12 protein-coding genes and 1 tRNA gene are annotated in these 15,244 nt (G+C 69.6%); 3 read left to right on the forward strand and 10 right to left on the reverse strand.

Annotated features, from left to right (window positions below):
- Positions 1 to 20 precede the first annotated feature (20 nt).
- From ACWGIC_RS13545 to ACWGIC_RS13590, 10 genes are all read right to left on the reverse strand, one after another.
- Positions 21 to 1,178, reverse strand: a complete 1,158-nt coding sequence (locus ACWGIC_RS13545) for a thiaminase II/PqqC family protein (RefSeq protein ID WP_452076205.1) — start codon at positions 1,176 to 1,178, stop codon at positions 21 to 23.
- Between the two features lie 686 nt (positions 1,179 to 1,864).
- Entirely contained in the window at positions 1,865 to 3,601 is a 1,737-nt protein-coding gene (locus ACWGIC_RS13550) for a DUF885 domain-containing protein (protein ID WP_452076206.1), read from the reverse strand.
- A 741-nt stretch (positions 3,602 to 4,342) separates the two neighbouring features.
- The gene (locus ACWGIC_RS13555) at positions 4,343 to 4,960 is read right to left on the reverse strand and encodes a disulfide bond formation protein B (protein WP_452076207.1); all 618 of its coding nucleotides are present in this window, start codon (positions 4,958 to 4,960) and stop codon (positions 4,343 to 4,345) included.
- Between the two features lie 16 nt (positions 4,961 to 4,976).
- Positions 4,977 to 5,135: a DUF5993 family protein gene (locus tag ACWGIC_RS13560; protein ID WP_452076208.1), complete on the reverse strand. Its 159-nt coding sequence runs from the start codon at positions 5,133 to 5,135 to the stop codon at positions 4,977 to 4,979.
- Positions 5,136 to 5,209: 74 nt separating this feature from the next.
- Positions 5,210 to 6,592 (reverse strand): selenium-binding protein SBP56-related protein, encoded by a 1,383-nt coding sequence (locus tag ACWGIC_RS13565; protein ID WP_452076209.1) that lies wholly within the window; start codon positions 6,590 to 6,592, stop codon positions 5,210 to 5,212.
- 256 nt (positions 6,593 to 6,848) lie between these two features.
- Positions 6,849 to 6,937 (reverse strand) — tRNA-Val (locus tag ACWGIC_RS13570).
- An 8-nt stretch (positions 6,938 to 6,945) separates the two neighbouring features.
- Complete coding sequence (selA, locus tag ACWGIC_RS13575; RefSeq protein ID WP_452076210.1) at positions 6,946 to 8,370, reverse strand: L-seryl-tRNA(Sec) selenium transferase; 1,425 nt, start codon at positions 8,368 to 8,370, stop codon at positions 6,946 to 6,948.
- Positions 8,367 to 9,287, reverse strand: a complete 921-nt coding sequence (locus tag ACWGIC_RS13580; RefSeq protein ID WP_452076211.1) for a phosphate/phosphite/phosphonate ABC transporter substrate-binding protein — start codon at positions 9,285 to 9,287, stop codon at positions 8,367 to 8,369. Before ACWGIC_RS13580 ends, selA begins: the two co-directional genes overlap by 4 nt.
- On the reverse strand, positions 9,284 to 10,354 hold the full coding sequence (selD, locus tag ACWGIC_RS13585; protein ID WP_452076257.1) for a selenide, water dikinase SelD: 1,071 nt from the start codon (positions 10,352 to 10,354) through the stop codon (positions 9,284 to 9,286). Before selD ends, ACWGIC_RS13580 begins: the two co-directional genes overlap by 4 nt.
- A 118-nt stretch (positions 10,355 to 10,472) precedes the next feature.
- Complete coding sequence (locus ACWGIC_RS13590; RefSeq protein ID WP_452076212.1) at positions 10,473 to 11,717, reverse strand: MFS transporter; 1,245 nt, start codon at positions 11,715 to 11,717, stop codon at positions 10,473 to 10,475.
- 248 nt (positions 11,718 to 11,965) lie between these two features.
- On the opposite strand from ACWGIC_RS13590, the gene ACWGIC_RS13595 reads away from it, so the two are divergent.
- The 3 genes from ACWGIC_RS13595 (at position 11,966) to ACWGIC_RS13605 (ending at position 15,242) form a co-directional block, all read left to right on the forward strand.
- Positions 11,966 to 13,168: a protein-L-isoaspartate O-methyltransferase family protein gene (locus ACWGIC_RS13595; protein ID WP_452076213.1), complete on the forward strand. Its 1,203-nt coding sequence runs from the start codon at positions 11,966 to 11,968 to the stop codon at positions 13,166 to 13,168.
- Positions 13,165 to 13,929, forward strand: a complete 765-nt coding sequence (locus tag ACWGIC_RS13600) for an alanyl-tRNA editing protein (protein ID WP_452076214.1) — start codon at positions 13,165 to 13,167, stop codon at positions 13,927 to 13,929. Before ACWGIC_RS13595 ends, ACWGIC_RS13600 begins: the two co-directional genes overlap by 4 nt.
- Positions 13,930 to 14,120: 191 nt before the next feature.
- On the forward strand, positions 14,121 to 15,242 hold the full coding sequence (locus ACWGIC_RS13605; protein ID WP_452076215.1) for an acyl-CoA dehydrogenase family protein: 1,122 nt from the start codon (positions 14,121 to 14,123) through the stop codon (positions 15,240 to 15,242).
- The last annotated feature ends 2 nt before the right edge of the window (positions 15,243 to 15,244 follow it).

The raw sequence follows: 15,244 nt of genomic DNA on the forward strand, positions 1-15,244 counted from the left end.
GGCGTTCTCCGTCGTTCGCGTCAGAGGCTGAAGTAGTCGACTTTCAGGCGCGGGATGTAGTTCGAAACATCCGAGTAGTACTGGATGATCCCGTAGTTGTACTGGTCGAACGAATGCTTGAGATCGTGCAGGTTGTTCACCGCGCGGTGCGCTTGCCAGGCCGGCACGTGGTCACGGTCGGCGAGCGCCTCTTCCAACAGGCCGGTGTGATTGGCCTTGACGTCCTCGGCGACGTGCGACACCAGGGGCGCCAGGCAACCTTCGGGAAAGCCGTAGTCCACGGCGAGGCGCTGCAGCGTGTTGGCACCGTCGAGGGTCTCGATGCCGCGCGCCTCGAACAGTTTCGTGCAGGCAAGGTAGCCGAGGGTGTCCTCGCGGGCGATCTCGCACAGGTTGTTGGTCCATGACCAGGTGCCGATCAGGGGGTGGGCATTCTCCACCTCTTCCTTGGACAAGCCCATGTTGATCAGGCTGTCCCTGGCCATCCACGAGTGGTCGTACTCCTCGGCGAGATACTCCGACAGCAGCTTCTCCCAGGCCGGGTCGGAGCAGTGCGCGATGGCCGTGGAGATGTGCCGGCTGGCGGATTTGATGTAGTGGTAGGTCTCCAGGATCAGGCCGAGAAAGACCTCCTTGCGGAAGTTCTGGTTCTCCAGGCCCGACCACAGCCGGTGGTAGCCGATCTGTTCGGTCCACATCGCGCAGGACTTGTCGATCTGCTTGAGGAACGTCTCGGTGGGAATGCGCTCCAACGCGGTGTCGGCTTCGCGCATGAGACCCTGCTCGGCGAAGTTGTTGACGATCGCGAGCGTGTCCTCGATGCTGATTCCGGTGATCTTGCTGATCTCCTCGACGGTGTGCCGGCCATCGAGGTAACGCTTGAAGTCGAGGAACGTCTTCAACTCGGCACCCTCGTGCGACAACTCGAAGTGCTGGTCGCCGACGATCATCAGAATGCCGTCCAGGTTGCCATTGTCGTTGCCGCCGCTATTCGGCACGAAGAAGGTGCAGTGCCGCAGCCGGGGCTTGTAGTTGAGATCCTGCGTCGAGGTCATGGTGTTCTCTCCGTGCCTGGTCCGGTTCTTCCAGTTCCGCTGCGACCACAACTGGCGGCCACCTTGCCCGCGTTCGTGCGGCCAGTCGCCGCGGCGCGGTGGATGAGGCGCGGGCCATGGCACACCGCGCCTCACCTTCGCACTGCACCGATCTGCGGTCAGCCGCAGAGGACGGCGCCGCTCACCTTGCTGATCTCGGGCTTGCGGACCCGCTTGATGGTAACGGTCATCGTGACTCACCTCCCATTGCGAACTCACGGGGAAGAATTCGATGCCCCGGAAGATCTGCAGTCATTGTGCGCGCGTTGTGAAAGGCCTGAAACGCATTCGATGAATGCGAAATCCATCTTGTTTCCGGCTGTTTTGGCGCACGCTGACGGTCACTGCCAGAGTTGTTCTGACATGCCGTGCCGATCTCCGTGGCCCCCCATTCTGCCCCCAGTTCGCGTCCGGTGACCGGGACGCTCGCGTCCAGTGACCGGGACGCCCCGCGATGCCCAGGATCGCAGTGGCATGAACCCTACCAGGCCCGCGCTATTCGTCAAGAGAAAAATAATTCGCGAACTGTGCGGACATGCCGCATTAGTTCAAGTGATTATGATCGCTGCGAACCGCGATTTCCAGCGTAGCCGACCCGGCGCCGTCCGTGCGGCGGCGGATCTGTTCATGCACGGCAGGCAACGTTTTTCCGCTGCGTGCCATGTATTGCGAGAGTAATTCTTATTGTCTGAATCGAGCGCGGCGGCTAATCGGCCGGGAAGCCGAACCGGCGTTCGGCCGGATGGCGTGCCCGCGGAGGCGCGGAATTGTCAGTGTGCCAATTCTGCCGCCCAGCGCGCCACGACCGCGGCCAGTGCCGACAGCGGCAGCGCCCCGTTGCCCAGCACCAACTCGTGGAACGCGCGCACATCGAACCGAGCCCCGAGTGCCTGCTGCGCCTGAGTTCGCGCACGCTGGAACTCCAGTCGTCCCACCAGGTAGGCGAGCGATTGACCGGGCCAGGCGATGAACCGGTCCACATCCGTGTCGATCTCCACCCGCGGCCGGGCGGTGTTCTCCAGCAGATAGGCCACCGCCCGATCCCGGCTCCAGCCCAGCGCGTGAAGTCCGGTGTCCACCACCAACCGTGCCGCGCGCCGCGAGTCCGCCGACAGCATCCCCAATCGCGCCAGGTCGTCGGAGTACAACCCCATCTCGTCGGCCAGCCGTTCCGCGTACAGCCCCCAGCCTTCGGCATACGCGGTCAGCGTGCCGGTCCTGCGCAGCATGGGCAGGTGCGTCAACTCCTGTGCCAGCGCGAGTTGGAGGTGGTGGCCCGGCACGCCTTCGTGGAACGCGATCGCCTCGAGCCCGAACCTGTCTCGCTCGCGCACCCTGCTGGTGTTCGCGAAGTACGTGCCGGGTCGGCTGCCGTCCAGCGCGGGCGGCACGTAGTACGCCGCGGGAGCGGATGCCGCCGAGGCTTCCGGCACCGCCGATACCACGCAACTTGAGTCCGGCAAGCGGGAGAACCAGCGCGGCGCGGCCGCCTCGGCGCGCGCGATGGCCGACCGTGCCGCAGCCAGCAGCTCGTCCTCGTTGTTCCACCGCAACCCGGTGTCGTTCCGCAACCGCGCCAGCGTGGCCCGGAAGTCCGGCGAGCCGAACACCCGGCCGCCCAGATCCGCGTACTCGCGTTCCATCTCGGCCATCAGCGCGAAACCGGTCTCGTGCAGTTCTTCCGGCGTGCGATCGGTCGTGGTGTGTGCGCGCACCAGTTGCCGGTACGCCGCCTCGCCGTCGGGCAGCCAGCACAGCCCGGGCCGCTCGTCCGGCCGGGCTAGTGGAGCCACCTGCTCGGCCAGCACCTGGCGGTAGCGTGCGAACGCGGGCCGCACCAGCGTCGCCAGTACCTCGTCCTGTTCCGGGTCGGCTAACCGGGCCAAGGGATCCGGCACCGCTGTGGCGAGGTATTCATCCAGCTGCCGGACCGCACGCGCGACCAGCCGGGCCACCGGCAGCCGGCCCGCCGCCACCCCGGCTAGATGCCGCTGCGCCGCCTGGTCCAGCAATGTCGGCACGGCCGCAAGACGCGCCACGTACGCCCGCGCCCGGTCCGGAGTGTCGACGCCGACCATGGGCAACATCGCCAGCAGCTCCGCGGCCGGCGCGAAGAACAGATCGGTGATCGTGTACTCGACAAGGCGAGCATCCACCCGTCCGATCGCGGCTTCCGCCTCGTGCCGCACCACGGCGGCGGTCAACGCGTCCTGTCCGGTCCCGCCCGGGGCCCCGCCGTCCAATGCGTCCACACGGGCGAGCAGTGCCGTCAGCTGATCCCGGAGGGCCAGCTGACCAGCTTCGCCGATATCAGCGAGCAGATGATCTCGCCCCGGCAAGCCCAACAATGTTGCGTTGATCGGATCGGCGTCCGCGAGCAGTTCGAACAGTTCGTCGGCAATCGCCGTGACGGTGTCCGGGCAGCTGCCGCCGACCCTGGCCAGATCCGGTTGCGCGCCAACGTGAACCGGTCCGGCCGCGTCGTCGTTCCCCTTGGTGACGGACATTCGGTCTCCCCCTGGGTCGTGCCCGGTACCGGCTGCCGAGTGCGCGATCCTCGCGTAGGAAAGAACCGCGTTTCCCCCGGGAATCGTCCAGTGTCCCGGCAACAACATGAGCTGTCCAGCCCGGTCGCGCCCCCTTGGCCAGCGTGACCGCGCGACTGCCGACGGGAGATCCACTGTTTGCCGCGCCAAGCGGCGCAGGGCCGTGAGTCATCGCTGGCCCTTCCGTTGGTTGTCATTCATGCGCTTGCCGGAAAGCGATTCCCCGACAGTGCGCTCGCGGCTGTCAATAATGTTCCTCGCTGGTGGGTATGATCCGTTTCTGGGCGCGGGTTGGCCGACGACAGCTCAGAATTTCTGGGTATATTCCCGCGATTCGACGCAGATCCGCGATTCGCCCTGACTGAACGTACCGCCCAGGCAGGGGAGCGGGGGTGAGGCGGAGGCGCTTGGGGCCCGCTTCGGGCATGTCGCCCATCTTGGCGCGGGGAAGGCTGCGTTTCCGGACTTCACTGCCGCACGGCACCGGTTCTCGCAGGACGGCTTGCGTGCTCGGCAGATACGATGCCGCACTATTATCCCCGTGGTGGTCCATGTGCGGCGAATTCAGGCGTTTGTTCATCTTCTCCGTGCGGATTTGGTTGCGGGCGGCCAATCGGCGTGGGTCGTCTGCGGGGACTCGAAGACGTTCGGCAGGCGCCAGGTGATGGACCGCAGAGACTGCGTGCGGCAGCACCTCTCCGCCTAGGAGGCGATCCCGAGGTCGTGGAGGAGCTGGTAGCGCACGGGGTCTCCGGGGAGGAACCAGTGCAGTCCTTCGAGGGCGAACACTGCCAGGAGGTTGGCGATCACGATCGCGCCGAAGATCCACAGCACGGTCGTGGACAGGACGGTGCTGCGGCTGTCCGACGGTTCGAGTTCGTGCGCGAGCGCCAGGCTGCCGCCGGCGGCCAGGATCGCGACGGTGAAGGTGATGAAGGCCCAGGTGTAGGGGTGCAGGCCCCAGACCGCGCTGCCGTAGCCGGGGTCCGGCGGCTTGATGTGCAGCATGATGTGGCGGGCCGAGACCGCGGCCCCGCATACGCAGGCCACGATGCTCATCCCGTACCCGGCTGCGAAGTCCCGGGTGGTGACGGCCTGGGTGCGCGAGCGCGCGATGACGAACACGGGTCCGAGAGCGGCCAGCATCATGAACATCCGTTGCAGGATGCACAGGGGGCAAGGGTACTCGCCGCGTCCGAATTGAACGAGGAAGCCGCCGAGCAGGACCGCGCAGATGCCCAGGACGTAAATATGCAGCAAGACGAAGCCGAGGCGGTTGCCCGTCCGGGCGGGCGCGGACACAGCAGCTGTCGCAGTCATGGCAAAGCTCCCCGGGTCAGAAGTTGAGGTTGAGCGGCGAGGTCGCGTGATGCCAGAACAGCAGCAGGCACGCGACGACGGCGACAGCCCACAGGCCGAGCAGTTTCGGCCGCGACCACTTTCTCGTCGCGGCGAGGAATATCCCGAGAATCGCGGCCATGATGATGGTGTCCATGTCGGGCGCTCCGTTGCGTTGCGGCGAACAAGGGATGCAGGCGGTGGAGACGGGGCGGTCGGGCCGGGCCCCGTTCACGAGTAGCAGTAGGAATCCGAGGACGAGTCGCCGCCCTCCAAGCGGATCTGGTGGGGTCGTTCTCCTTCGAAAGGAACGAAGAAGTTCTCGTCGAGGGTCATGCGGCCGTCGTCGGCGATGTCGGCCTTGGCGATCCATCCGCGCAGCCCGTCGGGATAGAACTGGTCGTCCCACGACGAGTACAGCGAATTGCTGAAGTACAGGCGGCGTCCGTCCCGGCTGAGTTCGACCATCTGCGGCGCGCCGTTGAGCGGGCCGCCGCGGGGGTGCGGGGCGCGCGAGACGATGCCGCCGAGCCGGATCGTGCCGGTCAGCTTCGGCGCGAAGGGGTCGGAGACGTCGTACTGGCGCAGGTCTCCGGTTCCCCAGCAGGCGACGTAGAGATAGCGGTCGTCCAGGCTCAGCACCAGATCCGTGACCAGCGGCGGGACCGCGCCGAAGGGCTGCAGCGCCGGGGGCAGGCTGTCCGCGTCGGCCGGTTCGGCGGGAACCTCGATCACTTTGCGGATCGCCCATTGACCGTTGTCGCGGTGCCATGCCCAGACCGACGACGAAAGGTCCTTTGTGGACACGACTGCGTTGACGAATCCGTACGTCTTCTCCGGGTTGTGCGCCGGGCGCAGCTCCAGCACCATCTGGTGCTCGGCTCCGAGGTCGAGCCGCTGCAGGTGCCGTCCCGTCCGCAGGTCCCACAAATGGATGCAGTGGCCGTATTCGTGGGCCAGCAGCCGTTGCGGGTCGAGCCCGTTCTCGACCATCTCCGGCGTGCCCCACTCGCTGCTGACCAGGATGTTGTGCCCGAGGTGCCACCAGAAGTCGTAGGCGAGGTACTGCGGGCCCCGGTCGGTCTCCCAGCGTCCCTGGACGTCGAAGGTCTCGTGATCGAGCCGGAAGAGGCCGCCCGGCCCGGAGCCGTCGGGCGCGCCCAGGGCGCTGACGTAGATCCCGTCGGGACCGCAGTGGAAGGTGTGCGGCCGGCTGTAGCCCGAGCCCGCCGCGACGGCATCCGGTTCGATCACTTTCACCAGTTGCGGCCGGTGCGGGTCCGGCTTCGTGTCGACCACGTGGATCCGCGAGGAGCGCAGGCCGGGCACCAGCAGGTAGCGGCGATCGGCGTGATGGTGCGGCGAACCGGGGCACAGGTGCGCGCTGCAGGCGTTCCATCCGAAGTGATGCAGTTCGTCCCCGACGTTGGGCATGTCGAGCCGGCCCGTCAGCTGCCCGTAGGTCGCCGACTCCGGGTCGAGGTCCAGCACGCTCAGCGCGTCCGGCCGGTTTCCGCCGGGGTCGAGGGTGACCACGTAGCCGTGCCGTTCGGGCGGGCCGGACATGGCCTGTCTCGCCGTGCGGTAGAACGTCGGGTCGGTCCGTGCGCTCATGGGACTTCTCCTCGCGACACAGCGGTTCGCGTGACGGCCGGGAGCCGCCCGCGAATTATCCATAAATCACTGGATATTCGTATCAGTGGACGTTAGCAGCGGACCGCGGGCGCGAGAAGAGCGTCCGAACAGGGTTGCCCGCAAAGGAGTAGCGCATCGTGTGCGGATGCCGAAAATGATTCTCCGCGTTCGGGATGCGGGGCGATTTTCGCAATGTGGGCACGAGTATTCGCCGGATTCTGTGTCACCGGGCGAGTGGCGGAGGTGGTCGGGAATCGAACCCGCCAGGCGCAGGACGCCTTCCGCGGCGTGGCCGCGGAGAGTCCACCAGGACTCCGCACCTCCCTGGGTGCTCATGCGGTGAAGTGGTCGGCCAGGCCCTCGCTTTCTGTCGATGCGGTGATCGCCGGCCCGGCGCCGGGCCGGGCCCGCAGCGCGCTTTGCAGCGCGGCGGCGAGAATGTCGTCGTCGTCTTCTGCGACGGTGCGCAGATCGATGACGAGCCTGCCTTTCTCGGTGCGCGCGATGACCGGAGGGTCGCCCTCGCGCAGCCGGGCCGTCAATGCTGATTCGGTGCTGTTCTGGGGCGCGACGTGCACAAGCGGGCTTCGGATTGTCTGGCCGGGGAGGCTGCCGCCGCCCGGCGTGCTGGCTCCTTCCCGTACCTCGGCGCCGACGCCGAGGCGGTCGGCGAGTCGTTGCGCACGCGGGTAGAGCTCATCCCAGCCCATGCACAGCGACTGCCAGACCGGGAGTTCCTGGTCTCTGCGGCCGGCCAGATGAGCCAGGAGGGTGGCTTCGAGTGCGGCGAGGGTGAGTTTGTCGATGCGGACGGCGCGGGCGAGCGGGTGGCGGGCGAGCCTGGCGACGAGGTCCTCTGCGCCGACGATCATGCCTGCTTGCGGTCCGCCGAAGAGCTTGTCCCCGGAGAAGACGACGAGATCCGCACCGTGGCGGAGGCTGTCGTCGACGGTGGGTTCTTCGCCCAGGGTTCCGCACAGCAGGCCGGAACCGACGTCGTGCAGCACCGGTATTTCGTGCCGGTGGGCGAGTGCGGCCAGCTCCGGCAGCGACGGCGAGGCCGTGAACCCCTCGATGCGGTAATTGGACGGATGCACCAGCAGCACCATCGCGGTGCGATCGGTGATCGCTTCGGCGTAGTCGCGCAGATGGGTGCGGTTGGTGGTGCCGACTTCGACAAGGGTGACGCCCGCGGCCTCCATGATGGACGGGATCCGGAATTCCCCGCCGATCTCGATGAGTTCTCCTCGGGAGACGACGACTTCTTTCCCGCGGGCGAGCGCGCCGAGGCTCAGCAGCAGCGCTGCCGCGGCGTTGTTCACGATCAGCGCGCCGGGAGCGCCGGTCAGCGTGCGCAGCATCGCGTGGGCGGCTTGGCCGCGCTTGCCGCGCCCGCCGGTGGCGAGGTCGAATTCCACAGTGGAGTACCCGGATGCGGCGAGCACCGCGTCGCGCGCGGCGCGGGAGAGCGGAGACCGGCCGAGGTTGGTGTGCAGCACCACGCCGGTGGCGTTGACGACGGCGCGGACCCGCCGTGCGCCGGTGAGGTCGAGGTGCTCGACGACGCGTTGCGCCAGCACGTCGGAGGCGGGCACCGGTTCCCCGCGGCCGATCGCGGAGCGGCAGGCGTCGAGCACGTGCCGCGCGGCGCCCGCGAGCGGTGCCCGGCCCCACTCGTCCCGGTACGGGGCCAGCAGCGGATGAGCGAGCAGGACGTCCACTTTGGGCAGTGCGCGGCGCGGGTCCGGGGCGGTCATGGCGTGGCCTCCCCGGTCGAGAGGCGTTCAGCGTCGGCGCGCAGCGCCCGGTAGTCCGCCGCGCTGGCCCGGACGTAGCCGCGTGCCTGCAGAAGGTTCAGCAGACCGGGTTCGGAGATCGACTCGAACGCGGCGGCGATCGCGTCCCGCGCGGCGGTGCCGAGCCCGCGGCGGGCGACCCATGGGCTGCCGGGCACCGGGTGGGTGCGCAGGACGTCGAATGCGCCGGCGGGGAGGGCGTGGTCGCGTTCGAGCCGGTGCAGAGTCCGCAACGCCAGCCCGCCCGCTCCGGCCGTGCCGTCCAGCACGGCGTGCGCGGTGTTGTAGTCGGTCCCGGTCGCGAGCGTTGCCGCCGGGGCGGTGCACTGTCTCGGCGGCTGGCCGGGGCAGGCCGCGCCCGCGTCGCCGAGCATGACGCGGGGATACAGGCCGCCGGCCGCCGAGTGCGGATCTCCGAGCGCGATCCGGGCTCCGGCACGGACCACGTCGGCAGCACTGCGCATGCCGCTGCCGTGCCGGGTCACCAGCGCGGACAGGTACTGCGGCTTTCCGGTCTCGGCGTCGATTTCCGTGACCAGTGGCGTGAGGGCGTCCGTCTGACCGGCACCGGCGTAGGTCAGTCCGTCGAGCCGGGCCACGTCGACCGTGTCGTCGTGCAGAGTCCGCAGCGCCGCGGGTTCGTCGACGGGTGCCGAGAGGACCACCTCGACGCCGAGCCGCTGATGCAGATACCGGGCGAGCGGCCGGTAGGTCTCGCGTTGCAGAGCGGGAATAACGCTGGGGCTCAGCCCTATCCGCACCGGGTCGGGCACGCCGGCGGGGCCCGAAGAACGGGCGGCACCGCACCCGGCGGAGGCCAGCAAGGCCGCAGCCAGCAGTGCGGAACCGAGCAGTCGGGAAGAACGGAGGCCGGTCATCGCGTCGCGGCACCGCCGCGGATGCTCACCCGGCCAGGCTGCCCGTTGACGACTTCGCCGATCACCGGCGCGTCGATTCCGCGCGCGGCGAGGGCGGCGATCAGTTCGGCCGGGTCGTCGGGGACGGCCAGCAGCATGCCGCCGGAGGTCTGCGCGTCGTGCAGCAGCACCGCGAGATCGGCGGGCACGCCGTCGTCGGTGTCGACCGCCGGGGCGAGGTAGGCCATGTTCGCCCGGGTGCCGCCGGGAACGAACCGGGCGGCCAGTTCGAGTGCGCCCGGCAGCAGCGGCACGTTCGCGGCGTAGATCTCGGCGGCCGCTCCACTGGCGCGCAGCATCCGGTGCAAATGTCCCACCAGCCCGAAACCGGTGATGTCGGTGGCGGCGCGGACCCCGGCCTCGAGAGCCGCTTCGCTGGCTGCTGCGTTGAGCGTGGTCATCGAGTCCACGGCCGCGCGCACCACAGCGTCGTCGGCCGCGCCGCGCTTCAACGCCGTGGTGATCACCCCGGTGCCGAGCGGCTTGGTCAGCACCAGATGGTCGCCCGGCCGGAGCCGGTCGATCGCCAGAAGCCGTTCGGGATGGGCGATTCCGAGCACCGCCATGCCGTACTTGGGCACCGGATCGTCGATCGTGTGCCCGCCGACGACCTGGCACTGCGCGGTCGCGGCCAGGTCGGCGCCGCCGCGGAGCACGTCGTTCAGCAGCCGCATCGGCAGGACCTCGCCGGGCCACGCGGTGAGGTTGACCGCGATCAGCGGGCGTCCGCCCATGGCGTAGACGTCCGACAGGGCGTTGGCCGCGGCCACGCGGCCCCAGTCGTAGGGGTCGTCCACGATCGGCGTGAAGAAGTCGGTGGTCAGCACGAGTGCACGTTCCGCGTCCAGCCGCAGGACCGCCGCGTCGTCGCCGTCCAGCGCCCCGACGAGCAGATCGTCCGACGCCGGGAGCAGGCCCTCGCGGAACGACGAGAACAGATCGTCGAGCTTCTCCAGGGGCAGCTTGCACGCACACCCGGCTCCCGTGGACAGCTCGGTCAGTCTCACGTGTTCGGACGCAGCCACCATCACCATTCTCCAAAGTTTTATGGAGTACTAGATGTAGGAACGTAGCAGGGGTTCCGGCCGAAGGGAAGACGACCGACCGGGTCACGCCGGTCTGCCGGGCGGAGCGGTCGCAGGCGCCTCACGCGCGGGCGCCGCCGCGCCGCGCCGCGACCAGGTGCCAGATCGCGACAAGGGCGACCGGAACGGCGGAGATGCGCGCCAGCCAGGGGTAGCCCCAGAACTGGACGACGCTGCCGGCGAGCAGGCCGGCGGCCGCGGCGGCCGCCTGCATCAGCAGATCGGAGAAACCCTGTGCCCGCGGGCGCAGCTCCTCCTCGACCGAGGCGGTCAGCAGGCTTGAGCCCGCGACGAATCCCGCCGACCAGCCCAGTCCCAGGAGCAGCAGGCCGCCCATCACCAGGCCGGTGTCGTGCCCGCTGGTGCTCTGCAGAACCGCGGCGGAGGCCAGGAGCAGGAGGAGTCCCAGCCCGAGCACCCGGCGGCCGCCGACCCGGTCGGACAGCCAGCCGAACACCGGGGCCAGCAGGAACATCCCGGCCAGGTGGACGCTGATCGCGAACCCGACGACGCGCAAGGTGCTGCCCCCGTGGTGCAGGTGCAGCGACGCCATGTTCATCACCGAGACCATGACCGCGTGCACGACGGCGATCGCGACCAGGCTGCGGCGGGCGGCGGGATTGCCGGCCAGGGCGCGAGCGGTCCGCAGGACGCCTTGCCCGCGGGGGTCGTGGACCTCCCCGCGCAGGGAGCGGGCCAGCAGCAGAGGGTCGGGCCGCAGCCACACGAACGTCGCGGCCGCGGTGAGCACCAGTCCCGCGCCGATCACCAGGAAAGGGCCGGTGAACTGCGGGAGGCCGAGCAGCGCCGAGGCCGAGTCCGACGGCCCGGCCAGGGACGGGCCGACCACGCCGCCGACGGTGGATGCCCACACCACGGTCCCGATCGCCCGTCCGCGCCGCTCGGGCTCGACCAGGTCCGTCGCAGCGAACCTGGCCTGCAGTCCCGCCGCCACGGCGGTGCCCGTCAGCAGCGACCCGGCGAAGAGGACGGGATAGCTGGCGACGACCCCGCCCAGTACCACGGCCGCCGCTCCGACGGCGCCGACGAGGTACCCGGCGGCCACTCCGAGCCGCCGGCCCCGGCGCGCGGTGAACTCGGCGAGCGGGACCGACGCCAGCATGCCGCCGGCGATGGTGGCCGCCTGGGCGAGTCCGGCCAGTCCGGCCGACCCGGTGATCTGCTGCGCGAGGAGCGCCGCGACCGGCGAGGCCATCGCCATCACGACGGCGAACACCATCTGGGCCCCGATCAGGACCCGGATGGTCCGGCGCTGCACGGCACGGACATCGACCACTGTGACCACCACGGCTCCTCGAGGTTCGGCGGGCTCCGGCGAGCACGGAATCCCGCGACGGGTCCCGCACGTGATGAACCATAATTCCATGAATCATGGCAACAACCTGGTGACCGCCCCGCGTGGAGCCGGAGAGGCGGCTCGGCATGCCGCTCCGGCCGCCCTCGCCGACTCCTCGCGCAGGCTGCCTCCCGGATTCTCTCGCAATATTCCACATATCTCTGGATCGATGCGAGATTGTCGGCTTGACTGGACGAATGGATGATCGACCTACGACGGGTCCGGCGGCCCAGGGCCGGTGCCCCGGCGGGCCGGCCGGGAACCGGCTCGCCGGCTACGCGCGGATGCTGCGCCGAGCCGGTGCGATCGGCGACGACGCTGTCGAGCGCGCGTTCGCGACCGTGCCCCGCCATTGCTTCCTGACCCGGTTCCGGCACGAGCGGTGGCACGAGATGCCGTCCGGCGGGCCGGTTCCGGACGAGATTCTCGACGCGGTCTACGGCGACAATCCGCTGGCGTTCAAAGTCGACGAAGACAGCGGGGCTCTGGTCAGCGCGACCACGCGGCCTTCGCTGCTGGCGCGGATCCTCGGCGCGCTGGAGCTGTCGCCGGGGATGCGGGTGCTGGAGATCGGGGCCGGGATCGGGTACGGCGCGGCCCTTATCCAGGCGGTCACCGGCGCCGAGGTGGTGTCGCTCGACGTGCAGCCGGACGTGATCGCCGACGCCGAGGCGGCGCTGCGGCGCTGCGGGATCGGCGGGGTCGTGACGGTGGTGGGCGACGGCTACGCCGGGCATCCCGCCCGCGGGCCCTACGACCGCATTCTCGCCAGCTGTGGCATCCGCGGCGTTCCTCCGGCCTGGGTCGAGCAGCTCGATCCGGACGGGTTCGTGCTGGCCCCGTTCGCCCACGGCGGCGCGCACCCGCTCGTGAGGTTCCGTCGTGAACGCGGGCGACTGCGCGCGACGGGGGTCGGGCCCTGGACGGATTTCATGCTCGCGGGCGGTGCGCTGTACCAGCCGTTTCCCGGAGCGCATCCGGCCCGCTTCGCCGCGGGCCCGTTCCCCGAGCCGACGGTGAGCAGGCAAGTCCTGCCGCCGATGACCGGGGAGGACTACGGCGACCTGTGGTTCTTCCTCGCCGCGCGCAGCGCCTGGGTGACACAGGCGCATTTCGCGGGGCTCGATCCAGCCGACGGGACAGCCGTTCTCCTGGCCGAGGACGCTGCCGGCGCGGCGGTCGTCCAATCCCGAGGTGCAGTGCACGCGACCGGGCCTGGTGCCGCCGCGCCGGCCGAGGCCCTGGCAGGCCTGTGCGACGCCTGGCTGGCCAGCGGCCGTCCCGGCATCGGCGACTGGTCGGCGTTGACGACACGCCATTCGCTGCCGGACGGTCCGCTGCTGGTGCCGGACGGCTGGTCGTTTTCCGCGGCGGGTCGGGCCCGGTGGGCCGCCTCGTGACGACGCTGCTGTATCAGACTGAGCCGTATCTGGCGGAGTTCGCCGCCCGCGTGCTGGAGCGCGTCGACGGCGGCGTCCGCCTCGACCGCATGGCCTTCTTTCCCGGGGCCGGGGGACAGCCTGCCGACGCTGGCGCGGTGACCGGCGGGGCGGGAACGGCCGAGGTGGCCGGTTTCCAGCGCGACGACCACGGCATCGCCGTCCTGCTCGACGGCCCGTTGCCCGGCGAGGGCGAGCAGGTGCGCTGCGTCCTCGACTGGGACCGGCGCTACGCGCTGATGCGCACGCACACTAGCCTGCATCTGCTCGCAGGCGTCGTCGGACGCGACTACGGCGGCGTCATTCTCAGCCGCAGCATGCAGCCGCTGCGCGGACGGGTCGACTTCGAACTGGCCGTCTCCGACGAGACGGTCTCGGGCGAATCCTTCGCCGGCCGCCTCGAAGAAGCGCTGCGCCGCGAAATCGCGGCGGCCCGTCCGGTGAGCGTGTCTTTTCTGTCGCCGGACGAATTCCTTGGTCGGCCCGACCTGATCCGCACGAAAACCAATCAAGTTCCCGCCGGGCTCGACAGAATCCGCGTAGTGGAAATCGCCGGCCTGGACCGGCAGGCCGACGGCGGCACGCACGTCGCCAGCACCCGCGAGGTCGTCGCGCTGCGCGTCGCCGCCAACCAGTCCCGCGGCGCGGGCAAGCGCCGGCTGCGCATCGAACTCGACCAGGTCGCGCCGCCCCGCCCTCGCGCCGACACGCTCATCCGGTAACGCTGCACGCAAAATCGATTACCTACCGTCCAAGCGGCCCTGGACAGGCGGGGGCAGTACTCGATACGGTGACCTTTGTCCAAATAACCATGGAGTATTGAAGCGTTGAGGGCTGGGCGGTTCGGACGCTCTCCGGGGGGCGCCACGCGAGAGGCCGTTGCGGTCCGAGGGCGTGATGGGGAGGAAGCCTGATGTCTTTTGACCATGCGACCGCAGTAGCCTCCGTGGTCGAGCAAACCGTTGCCCCGCAAGCAGAGCAGGTGGACCGCTCCGGCGAATTCCCCCGCGACGGCGTGAACGCGCTGGGGAAGGCCGGCCTGCTCGGGCTGATCAGCGCGAGCGACGTCGGCGGAGCCGGAGGTTCGCTCGCGGACGCCGCGCACGTGATCGAGAAGCTGGCGCAGGCGTGCGGGTCGACGGCCATGGTCGCCCTGATGCACTACGCCGCCACCGCGCTGATCGAAGCCCACGGCGACCGCGACACCCGTCGCGCCATCGGCGAGGGCAGGCACCTGAGCACTCTCGCGTTCTCCGAAACAGGTTCCCGCAGCCACTTCTGGGCTCCGCAGAGTTCGGCTACCGCGAACGGCGGCGACCGGATCGTTCTCGAGGCGCAGAAGAGCTGGGTGACCGCGGCCGGCGAGGCGGACAGCTACGTGTGGTCGAGCCGTCCGGTGACGGCCGAGGGGCCGATGACGCTGTGGCTGGTCTCCAGCGACGCCAACGGCCTGACGGTGCGGGGGAAGTTCGACGGGCTGGGATTGCGCGGCAACGCCTCGAACCCCGTCTCCGGTGCGGTCGAAGTCTCCTCCTCGGCCATGCTCGGCGCCGACGGCGCGGGCCTGGATCTCGCGCTGCAGTCGGCTCTTCCGCACTTCCTGGTCCTGAACGCGGCCTTCTCCCTCGGCCTGATGCAGTCGCTGATCGCGAAGGCGTCCGCTCACCTGACCGGGACCCGCCTCTCTCACCTGGACCAGACGTTGGCCGAACAACCACAGCACCGGGAACGGTTCGCGCGGCTGCTGACCCGCACCGACGAGGTCCGCGCCTTCCTGCGCGACACCCTCGCCGCGCTGGCCGAAGGCCGGGACGACGCGACGTTGCGGGTTCTGCAGGTGAAAGCCGTCGCCGCGGAAGCGGCCTCGGAGGTCGCCGACGGGGTGATGCGGCTGTGCGGCGGCTCCGCGTTCCGCAAAGAACTGGGCGTGGAACGGCAGTTCCGCGACGCGCTGGCGGCCCGGGTGATGGCCCCGACCACCGAAGCACTCCGCGATTTCGTCGGCCGGGCCAGTCTCGGCCTGCCGCTGTTCTGAAA

The sequence above is a fragment of the Amycolatopsis sp. NPDC054798 genome (genome assembly GCF_053611505.1).

Coding starts and splice junctions, on each gene's coding strand:
- ACWGIC_RS13555 (WP_452076207.1), bottom strand. CDS start 4,960: ATGACTGCGACAGCTGCTGTGTCCGCGCCCGCCCGGACGGGCAACCGC.
- ACWGIC_RS13580 (WP_452076211.1), bottom strand. CDS start 9,287: ATGACCGGCCTCCGTTCTTCCCGACTGCTCGGTTCCGCACTGCTGGCT.
- ACWGIC_RS13595 (WP_452076213.1), top strand. CDS start 11,966: ATGGATGATCGACCTACGACGGGTCCGGCGGCCCAGGGCCGGTGCCCC.
- ACWGIC_RS13560 (WP_452076208.1), bottom strand. CDS start 5,135: ATGGACACCATCATCATGGCCGCGATTCTCGGGATATTCCTCGCCGCG.
- ACWGIC_RS13550 (WP_452076206.1), bottom strand. CDS start 3,601: ATGTCCGTCACCAAGGGGAACGACGACGCGGCCGGACCGGTTCACGTT.
- selD (WP_452076257.1), bottom strand. CDS start 10,354: ATGGTGGCTGCGTCCGAACACGTGAGACTGACCGAGCTGTCCACGGGA.
- ACWGIC_RS13565 (WP_452076209.1), bottom strand. CDS start 6,592: ATGAGCGCACGGACCGACCCGACGTTCTACCGCACGGCGAGACAGGCC.
- ACWGIC_RS13605 (WP_452076215.1), top strand. CDS start 14,121: ATGTCTTTTGACCATGCGACCGCAGTAGCCTCCGTGGTCGAGCAAACC.
- selA (WP_452076210.1), bottom strand. CDS start 8,370: ATGACCGCCCCGGACCCGCGCCGCGCACTGCCCAAAGTGGACGTCCTG.